The sequence below is a fragment of the Bradyrhizobium sp. P2_E8 genome (assembly GCF_056403875.1).
Genome location: NZ_JBFUES010000180.1, coordinates 1 through 9743, shown reverse-complemented (window position 1 = coordinate 9743; position 9743 = coordinate 1). Strand labels below are relative to the sequence as shown.

Annotated in this window: 9 protein-coding genes; 5 read left to right on the top strand and 4 right to left on the bottom strand. The window is 64.8% G+C overall.

Features of this window, described 5'->3' with window-relative positions; translation table 11 throughout:
• From AC1D00_RS12770 to AC1D00_RS12760, 3 genes are all read right to left on the bottom strand, one after another.
• Positions 1-993 (bottom strand): flavin-dependent oxidoreductase (locus AC1D00_RS12770; RefSeq protein ID WP_477010916.1); only part of this gene is annotated, 993 nt, incomplete at its 3' end.
• Positions 994-1179: 186 nt separating this feature from the next.
• Positions 1180-2016, bottom strand: coding sequence for an enoyl-CoA hydratase family protein (locus tag AC1D00_RS12765; RefSeq protein WP_404558127.1), 837 nt, complete (start codon positions 2014-2016; stop codon positions 1180-1182).
• 43 nt (positions 2017-2059) lie between these two features.
• The gene (locus AC1D00_RS12760; protein WP_477010917.1) at positions 2060-2821 is read right to left on the bottom strand and encodes an SDR family NAD(P)-dependent oxidoreductase; all 762 of its coding nucleotides are present in this window, start codon (positions 2819-2821) and stop codon (positions 2060-2062) included.
• A 196-nt stretch (positions 2822-3017) separates the two neighbouring features.
• Here AC1D00_RS12760 and AC1D00_RS12755 point away from each other — a divergent pair, with 196 nt between their 5' ends.
• Genes AC1D00_RS12755 through AC1D00_RS12735 form a run of 5 tightly spaced genes read left to right on the top strand, consistent with a single transcriptional unit; the run spans position 3018 to position 8752 of the window.
• Positions 3018-3836 (top strand): alpha/beta fold hydrolase, encoded by an 819-nt coding sequence (locus AC1D00_RS12755; RefSeq protein ID WP_477010915.1) that lies wholly within the window; start codon positions 3018-3020, stop codon positions 3834-3836.
• A 7-nt stretch (positions 3837-3843) separates the two neighbouring features.
• Entirely contained in the window at positions 3844-5133 is a 1290-nt protein-coding gene (locus tag AC1D00_RS12750) for an acyl-CoA dehydrogenase family protein (protein ID WP_477010914.1), read from the top strand.
• Between the two features lie 2 nt (positions 5134-5135).
• On the top strand, positions 5136-6671 hold the full coding sequence (locus AC1D00_RS12745; RefSeq protein ID WP_477010913.1) for a class I adenylate-forming enzyme family protein: 1536 nt from the start codon (positions 5136-5138) through the stop codon (positions 6669-6671).
• On the top strand, positions 6668-7756 hold the full coding sequence (locus AC1D00_RS12740) for an NAD/NADP octopine/nopaline dehydrogenase family protein (RefSeq protein ID WP_477010912.1): 1089 nt from the start codon (positions 6668-6670) through the stop codon (positions 7754-7756). The genes AC1D00_RS12745 and AC1D00_RS12740 overlap by 4 nt, the downstream gene beginning before the upstream one ends.
• 3 nt (positions 7757-7759) lie before the next feature.
• On the top strand, positions 7760-8752 hold the full coding sequence (locus AC1D00_RS12735; protein ID WP_477010911.1) for a 3-hydroxybutyryl-CoA dehydrogenase: 993 nt from the start codon (positions 7760-7762) through the stop codon (positions 8750-8752).
• Here AC1D00_RS12735 and AC1D00_RS12730 read toward each other — a convergent pair.
• Positions 8749-9743, bottom strand: a 995-nt coding sequence (locus AC1D00_RS12730) for a 2,5-dihydroxypyridine 5,6-dioxygenase NicX family protein (protein ID WP_477010910.1), incomplete at its 5' end; no start/stop codon positions are given. The genes AC1D00_RS12735 and AC1D00_RS12730 overlap by 4 nt on opposite strands.

Below are 9743 nucleotides of genomic sequence, written 5' to 3'. Positions count from 1 at the left end.
CGCGTCGGCAAGGCAGCGCGCATCGAGGATCGCCTGCGAGGCGCCGTTCGAGCCGACCGGATACATGGGATGCGCGGCATCGCCGAGCAGTGTGACGCGTCCCGATGACCAATAGGGCAAGGGATCGCGGTCGCAGGTCGGATATTCGTAGAACTCGGGCGTTGCCGAGATCAGGCTTTTCACATCGATATAGGGCACCGAGAAGCGCGCCACATGCGGCATCAGCTCCTCGCGCCGGCCCGGACGCGACCAGTCTTCTTTCCGCGGCGGCGGTGCGTTGCCCTCGCCGACCTTCACCAGCACCGCCCAGTTTGTGAGACGGCTCGCGGGGCTTGAGCCCTCCGCGATCGGGTAGATCACGACCTTGGCGTTGAGCCCACCGGCCACGATCATGGATTTGCCGGTGAGGAACAGCGGCCAGTCGCGCGCGCCGCGCCACAGCATCAAACCGTTCCAGCACGGCGGTCCTTCGTTCGGGAACAGCGTGTCGCGCACGCGCGAATGGATACCATCGGCACCGATCAGGATATCGCCGCGCGCTGTGTGGATGTGTGCCCCGGCACGATCGAAGAAGTAAGCCGTAACGCCGCCTTCGTCCTGCGTGAACGCACCAAGACGGCAACCGGTGTGGATTGCGTCCGCCCCGAGCCGCTCCTCGACGGCGCGATGGATGACGCCCTGAAGCCGGCCACGGTGGATCGAGAATTGCGGCACGTCGTGACCCGCGTCGATGCCGCGGGCTTCGCGCCAGACCTCCTGACCATGGCGGTTGAGGTAGTAGAGCTGATCGGTGCGGATCGCGACGTCGTCAAGCTTTTGCAACAGACCAAGGCCGGCCAGCTCACGCATGGCGTGCGGCAACGTGTTGATGCCGACACCAAGCTCGCGAATGGTGTCGGCCTGCTCGAAGACCTCGCAAGCGATGCCGCGCGAGCGCAGCATCAATGCCGTGGTGAGACCTCCGATACCGCCACCAACGATAATCGCCTTCATCGCCCTTACTCCACTCGAAATACGCCAGGCAATGGGGTTAACGTCGCATGGGCGGTCACTCCGCCGCAAGCGGCTTTGTCGCCTTCGCCTTGAGCTCGGCCGGGGTCTTGGGCTTAGCCTTAATTCTCAGCTCGCAATTTCGCGCAAGTCCTCATTGCCGGCCTCGCCACGGGCAAAGCAACTGCCTTAGTCACCCCTGAAGACCGGCTTGACCTTGTTGGCGAAGGCCTGGAAGGCACGCTCGAAATCCGCTGTGGTCATGCACAGGGCCTGAGCAACGGCCTCCGCCTCAATCGCCTCCTCCACCGACATCGCCCATTCCATCGCCAGCATCCGCTTGGTCATGGTGTTGGCGAAGGTCGGCCCTTCGGCGATCTGCTTTGCCAGGAGCTGCGCCTGGGGCAGCACCTGCTCCGGCGCGACGATGCGGCTGAAGAAGCCCCAGCGCTCGCCTTCCTCCGCGGTCATGAACCGGCCGGTATAGAGCAGTTCGGAGGCGCGGGACTGGCCGATGATGCGCGGCAGGATCGCGCAGGCGCCCATGTCGCAGCCGGCAAGGCCCACCTTGTTGAACAGGAACGCGACCTTGGCCCCGCTCGCGGCAAGGCGCATGTCCGACGCCATGGCGACAATCGCACCGGCGCCCGCGCAGATGCCCTCGACCGCGGCCACGATCGGCTGCGGGCACGCCCGCATCGCCTTGACGAGGTCTCCCGTCATGCGGGTGAAGGCAGTGAGCCCCTTGGTGTCCATCTTCACCAGCGGGCCGATGATCTCGAACACATCGCCGCCGGATGAAAAGTTACCGCCGGCGCCGGTGACGACGATCGTCTTGACCGCATCGTCGAACGCGCAGGCGCGGAAGAAATCCGTGAGCTCCCGGTAGCTCTCGAAGGTCAGCGGGTTCTTCCGCTCGGGACGATTGAGCGTCACCGTGGCAACGCCGTCGACCACGGCCAGCAGGAAGTGCTGCGGTGAATAGTCCGCAAGCGGCAGGGTGACGGGATTGGCTGGTCTGCTCATGCGATCTCCTTAGCTTCCTTGTTCCGGGCCTGCGTCGCGCACGCTAGATCTCACCGCCGGCCACGGCAATCGCCTGCCCCGTGATCGCGCCGGCACCCTCGCCGCACAACCAAAGCACGGCGTCGGCCACCTCCTGAGGCGAGATCAGCCGCCCCTGCGGGTTGTGCTTGGCGAGCTCGGCGATCGCCTGCTCGCGGGTTCGCCCTGTTTTCTTCATGATGTTTTCGATGCTGCCAGCGACCAGATCGGTGTCCGTGAAGCCGGGACACACCGCATTCACGGTCACGTTGCTGCCGGCCATCTCGAGGGCGAGCGAGCGCACGAGGCCAACCACGGCGTGCTTGGCAGCGACATATGCGCTGACATAGGCATAGCCCTTGAGCCCGGCCGTCGACGCGACCGCGATGATGCGGCCATAGGGGCGATCCTTCATCCCCGGCAGTACGGCGCGGACGGCGTGGACCACGCCCATGAAATTGACGTCCATCATGCGCGCAAACAGCGCGCTGTCCGATTTGGAGAACGGCGCGGACTCCGCACTGCCCGCGTTGGCGATCAGAATGTCGATTGGCTTTCGCGCATGCGCCTCCGCGATGGCTGCTTTCAGCGCAGCTTCATCAGAGACATCGGCGATAGCTGCAAAATGCGCAGCTCCCGCACCGACCGCCTCGTCCAGAACTGCAGCATTCCGGCCAAGCACCGTCACGGTGGCGCCAGCGCCGACGAGGGATGCTGCAATCGCGCGGCCGATTCCACGGCCGCCACCGGTTACCAGTGCGTGCGGCGAGTGCGGCAATCCGGACATGCGCTGGCTCCTTGGGATCTGCTGATCGTGTCTCCGATATATTTTAACCTTCAAACTTTTGCAACGACGGCGCCCGTCGACGTCGCGAAAGCCCACGCGGAACAGACCGGCCCGAAAATTGCTTTAAGTATAAAATTATCTCTTCCCATCGACGATAGGCCTGTTAGCATCGCCGGGCCCAGCAAGAGGATATCGCGTGCCGCAACCTGCGCCGATGATAACAAAGGACGGACGCTTCGCCTACGAAGCCGCCGGCGATCCGGGCGCGATACCCTTGATTTTCCTGCATGGCATTGGCGGCGCGGCGCGCGCCTGGCGGCACCAGCTCGCCACATTCGGCGACCGCTTCCGCGCGATCGCATGGGACATGCCGGGCTACGGCGGATCGGCGCCGCTTGCCAGCGTCAGCATCGCGGCCCTGGCCGATGCGCTCCAGCAATTCATCGAGCAGCTCGGCACAACAAGACCCGTTCTGGTCGGACATTCGATCGGTGGCATGATCGTCCAGAAATGGCTGATGCAATCGCCGAAACTGGCGCGCGCGGTCGTGCTGGCGCAGACCAGCCCGGCGTTCGGCAAGGCCGATGGCGACTGGCAGACATCGTTCATCGCAGCGCGGCTCGGGCCGCTCGATCGCGGTGAAACGATGAAGTCACTGGCGCCGTCGCTGGTGAAAGAGCTGGTCGGCGACGATCCCGATCCAAAGGGGATGGAACTTGCGCGTGAATGCATGGGAAGCGTGCCCGAAGCGAGCTATCGCGCCATGATGCTGGCCTTGATCGGGTTCGACCAGCGCAGCACGCTCAAGGATATTTCCGTGCCGACGCTGCTGCTGTCCGGCTCCAAGGACAACAACGCGCCAGCGCCGATGATGGCGAAGACGGCGACCTACATTCCCTCGGCCCGATATGTCGAGCTGGCCGGCGTCGGCCATCTCGCGAACCTTGAACGTCCCGACGCCTTTGACGAGGCGCTCGGCAAGTTCGTGGACTCCGTCGTTGCAAACCACAGGTGACTGCGCAATGACCATGCAAGTCAGCAACACGATCGGCGCGAGTGACAAGGTCGTGCTGGATGCACCGATCTTCGATCCCGTCGCGTTCCGCCTCAGCGACGAACAGGCCGGCATCATCGCGCGCGCCCGCGAGATCGGCCAGAGCGTGTTCGCCGGGCGCGCTGCCGCCTACGATCGCGAGGCGATCTTTCCGACCGAGAATTATCGCGACCTGCATCGCGTCGGCCTGCTCGGCATCGCCGTCCCCAAGAAGCACGGCGGACTCGGTGCGAACTACCAGACTTATGCGTTGGCCGCAGCCGAGATCGGCCGCTATTGCGGCGCGACCGCGCTGACCTGGAACATGCATGTCTGCTCAACCCTGTGGTCGGGCCCCCTCGCGGACGACCTCGACATGGACGCGGAGACCCGCGCCGAGCACGAACGGCGGCGCGCGGTCCACTACAAGCACATCGTCGAAGAGGGCGCGATCTATTCGCAGCCGTTCTCCGAAGGCGGTGCGGCGGCCGCAGGCGGCGTCGCCTTCGGCACGCAGGCAAAGCCTGTGAAGGGCGGCTGGATCGTCAACGGCAAGAAGATCTTTGCATCGCTGTCGGGTCACGCCGACTATTACGGCGTGCTCTGCACCGAAATCGGGGAAGGCGAGAAGGCCTCGCGTCGCAACACGCTTTATCTCGCAATTCCCGCAAAGTCGCAGGGCGTCTCCGTCGTCGGCGATTGGGATCCGCTCGGCATGCGCGGAACGGTTTCGCGGACGCTGTTGTTCAAGGACGTGTTCGTCCCGGAGGATTCCGCGCTGATGCCGCGCGGCGTCTATTTCCAGGCCGCGCTGCGCTGGCCGCACATGTTCCTGACGCTGTCGCCGACCTATATGGGCCTCGCGCAAGCGGCTTATGATTTCACCGTGCGCTATTTGCGCGGCGAGGTGCCGGGCATGCCGCCGGTCAAGCGGCGGATGTACCCGACCAAGCAGATCGCGGTCGCGCAGATGCAGATCAAGCTCGAGCAGATCAAGTCAATCTGGTTCCAGGCCGTCACAGAGGCGCGCGCCAATCCGAGCAAGGAGCAGGTGCTGCGCGCCTATGCCGCGCAATATTCGGTGATGGAGGGGGCCAATGAGCTCGCCGCGCTCGCGATCCGCACCTGCGGCGGCCAGGCGATGCTTCGCTCGCTCCCGCTGGAGCGGATCTATCGCGACAGCCGCTGCGGCTCGCTGATGCTGCCCTGGACCGCCGAGCTTTGCCTCGACCGTATCGGGCGCGAGGCGCTGTATGAGGCCGGTGAAACGGACGACTGACGGTGGACCTCTGTAGCCTGATCGACCGCAATGCGGCGTTCGCGCCAGACAAGACGGCCATTGCCTTCGAGGGGGAGCGGCTGAGCTACGCGGCGTTTGCCGCGCGTATCGAGCAGACCGCCACGGCCTTGAAGCAGGAGCTCGGCGTCGGCCGGGGCGATCGCGTTGCGATCCTCAGTCTGAACCGGCCGGACTATCTGGTTCTGCTTTATGCCTGCGCGCGCCTCGGGGCGATGCTGGTGCCCTTGAACTGGCGGCTTGCCGTCGCCGAACAGCTCTTCATTCTCACCGATGCGGGTGCCAAGGTGCTGGTGCTCGAGCAGGCGTTTGGGGGAGTTCTGTCCGAACTTGGGCGGACAGCGCCGGGGACATCCGTTGTTGGCTTCGACTTTGCGCCGCCGCGCGGCACGACTTTCGAATGCCTGCTGGCGCATAGCGATGGCACCAGCCGAAATCCGCACACCGACCTCTCTAGCCCGCTCCTCATCGTCTACACGTCAGGGACCACCGGCCGGCCGAAAGGCGCAGTGCTGCGCCAGGAAGCGCTGTTCTGGAACGGCGTCATGAGCCAGCACATGCACAACATGACGTCCGAAGATCACGTGCTGACGGTGCTGCCGCTCTTCCACGTCGGCGGTCTCAATATCCAGACCACGCCTGCGCTCCAGCTTGGCGCGACCGTCACCATCCACGCCCGCTTCGCGCCGGATACGGCGCTCGCAACGATCGCGCACGATCGACCCACGCTGACGGTGATGGTACCGGCGATCATTCAGGCCGTCAGCGAGCATCCGGCCTGGACCACGACCGATCTCTCATCGCTCAAGGCCCTGGCCACCGGTTCGACCATCGTACCGCCGCACCTGATCGACCGCTTTGTCGCGCGCGGCGTTCCCGTGCTTCAGGTCTATGGTTCGACGGAAACCTGCCCCATCGCGATCTATACGCGGCTTGGCGGCGATCTCTCGCGTGAGGGATCAACCGGACTTGCGGGCCTGTGCTGTGAAGCGCAGGTGATTGATCAGACCGGCCGCGAGGTACCGGCCGGCACACCAGGGGAGATCGCGGTGCGCGGCCCCAACGTGTTCTTCGAATATTGGAGTAATGCGGACGCCACCCACGATGCGCTGCAGGATGGCTGGTATCGCACCGGCGATATCGGCCTGTGCGACGCTGACGGCTATTTCTGGGTCCGCGACCGCAAGAAGAAYTTGATCATTTCCGGCGGAGAGAATGTCTACCCGGCCGAAGTCGAGCGCGTCCTGCTGGAACACCCCGATGTAAGCGAATGCGCCGTGATCGGCAGGCCGGACTCGCGCTGGGACGAGGTACCGATCGCCTATGTGATCCCGCGATCCGGCTGTCGGCTCGAAGCCGACGAACTGCGGGCGCACCTCCAGGCGCAGCTTGCGCGCTACAAGGTTCCGCGCGACATCGTCTTCGTCACCGACCTGCCGCGTACGGCGCTGGGCAAGGTCCAGCATTTCCTGCTGAAGCAGCTTGATGCGCAGTCGCGCGCACGAGGAGAGGCATCTTGAAGATAGCAGTTCTGGGTGGGGGAAACGGCTCTTTCGCGGCCGCGGGCGATTTTGCGCTGTCGGGACATGAGGTCCGGCTCTGGCGTCGCGACGCGGATCAGGTCGCCGTGCATCGCGCCGATGGCTCGCGCATTCTGGTGAAGGACCATAACGGCCGCCACGACATGAAGCTGGCGCTGGTGACGACCGACATCGCCCAAGCCGTGAACGGTGTCGAACTGATCCTGTGCCCCGCCCCCGCCTTCGCGCAGCCGGATATCGCGCGTTTGCTTGCTCCGCACCTGCGGGACGGCCAAGTCGTGTTTCTGCCGCCCGCGACATTCGGCTCGATGATCTTCGCGAAGGCCGCGCAGGACGCCGGCAACCGGGCCAAGGCGAGCTTTGCCGAAACCGGCACGCTGCCCTGGCTCACCCGCAAGCACGGGCCGTTCGAAGTCGCGATCACGATCCGCGCGAAGCGGCTGCCGGTTGGCGTCTTTCCGCTCGACCGGGCGCCACAGGCACTCGAAGTGATCGGACGCGCTTTCCCCGACGCAATCGAGCCCTGCGGAGATGCGCTGTCCGGCGCGCTGATGAATGCAGGTCCCATTATCCATCCGCCACTGATCGTGATGAACGCCGGCCCGATCGAACATTTCGAGCGATGGGACATCCACAAGGAAGGAACGCAAGCCTCAATCCGCCGGGTGACCGACGCGCTCGACGCCGAGCGGATCGCGGTACGCGAGGCGCTCGGCTACGCTGCCCCGCATTTCCCGCTCGCTCACCACTACGCGAAAGAGGGCGAGATCTGGATGTATGGGCGCGGTTCGCATGACCGGCTGACGGACTCCGGCGACTGGCGCGAGCGCATCGTGCTGGCCGAGCACCGCTACATGCGCGAGGATTTGCGGCTTGGGTTGTCGCTTCTGGTGTCCGTCGCCGGCGTTGCGGGCGTGGCTACGCCGCTAGCCAAGGCTTTTCTCGCCATCGGTGGCGCGATCTGCGGTGAGGATTTTGCCCAAGGCGGCCGAACGCTCGATACGCTCGGTCTTGGCAGCCTCAGCAAGGCCGAATTGCAGACGCTGCTTCGCAATGGATTCTGATCGATGATCAATCGCGCCAACATCGCCTGTCTCGGGGCCGGCCGCATGGGGCGAGGCATCGCCGTCGCGTTCGCCTATGCTGGGCACAGGGTCACGATGATCGACATCAAGCCCCGTTCCGCCGAGGACTTCGCCAAGCTGCAAGCGGATGCGCTCGGCGAAGTCAGGAAGACATTTGCGAGCCTCTCGAACCTGGGATTGCTGGCCGAGGCAGATGTCGATCCGCTCATCGCGCGTGTCTCGSTGGCGGCGGCTAGCCAGAGCGGCGCAGTGCTTGCCGATTCCGGTATCGTTTTTGAGGGTGTCCCTGAAGTCGTCGAGCTCAAGCGGGAGGTGCTGGGGGCGGCCTCAAGACAGGTAAAGCCGGACACGATCATTGCATCGACCACGTCGACCATCCTCGTCGACGATCTCTCAGGTGCGATCGTGAACCCACGCCGCTTCCTCAACGTGCACTGGCTCAACCCCGCCTATCTGATCCCGCTGGTCGAGGTTTCGCCCGGAAAAGCCACCGATCCCGCCGTCATCGACGCGGTCAAGGCGCTGCTTGAAGGCATCGGCAAGGTTCCGGTGGTCTGCGCGGCGACGCCCGGCTTCATCGTGCCGCGCATCCAGGCGCTGGCCATGAACGAGGCCGCACGCATGGTCGAGGAAGGCGTCGCCAGCGCGGAGGAGATCGACAAGGCGATCCGCTACGGCTTCGGCTTCCGCTATGCCGTGCTCGGACTGCTCGAGTTCATCGACTGGGGCGGTGGCGATATCCTCTACTATGCGAGCCGTTACCTCGAAGGCGCACTCGGCAGCGACCGCTATCGCGCGCCGGAGGTCATCTCGCGCAACATGCACGAAGGCCGGATCGGCCTGCGAACTGGCGCAGGCTTTCTCGATTATTCCGGGCTCGATGTCGACGCCTATCGGGCAAAGCGGCTGCAGGCCATGGTCGACCTGCTCCGGCATTTCCAGCTGGCTCGCCCGCCAGTACTCGATCGCGACTAGCCGAAGACGTCCTGAAGCACGCCTTCCCGCACAACCGCGACGCCGTCCAGCTCGATGGTGGTCCCCATCATCGGCAGGTCGAAATGGCCCGCCGTGTAGCGGCCGGCGAATTCGTTCGCGCCGGTCGAGAACAGGAAATTGCCGGAGACCGCACGTATCTCCGTGCCATTGGTGTCGCGCTGGTCGTACATCGACAGCGCTTCATAGCGCGCGGCCGGATTCATGCCGAAACCGACATGCGAGACCGCATAGGCCTCGCGATCGCCCCAGGCGGCGAGATAGGCACGCATCATCGCGGCATCCGTGCCCTCGCCTTCCAGCTCGACGACGTAATCGTCCTTCAACGTCATCTTCACGGGGGATGTCAGGTAGCGCTTGAAGGTCAGGTTGATGTCGCCGGGCGCCATCACCAGCGTGCCGTTGATCGTTCCGCTCTTGGGAAAGCTGACGACGATGCCACCCGGCCAATGCGCCAGCGTGCCGGGCTTATCGGTCCAGCCCCATACGCCAACCGTTGACGCACCGACCATGTCCACGTCGAGCGCAGTGCCGGCTTTTGAGGTGACCCGCATCCGCTTGGTCCCGCGCAGCATCTTCGCCGCCGCGCGAACGCGCTTCTCGAGTGCGGGGTCCGGCACCATCCGCTCCAGCGCCTCCGGGTGCTCGTTGGAGATCACCAGAATCCGTGCGCCGGCCTTGAGGATCTCGGGCGTCTCCACCGCGTGCATCAGGCCCTCGATGGTGCAATCCACCACAAAGCCGGCCTGCTGAAGCGCACTGATCACCGGGCCGAGCCGCTGGATCGCCTCGCTCGCCCCTGTCGAACGAACCGGAACGATATTGCGATTGCGCGGCGTCGGCATCACCACATGAAATGGCCGCGCGCCCATCCGCAGCAGCGCGAGTTCCGCCAGATGCACATTCAGCGCACGCGATTGCGTTTCCGAGAGGATCGCCGCGGTATCACCGGCCTTGACGGCGCATCGTTCGA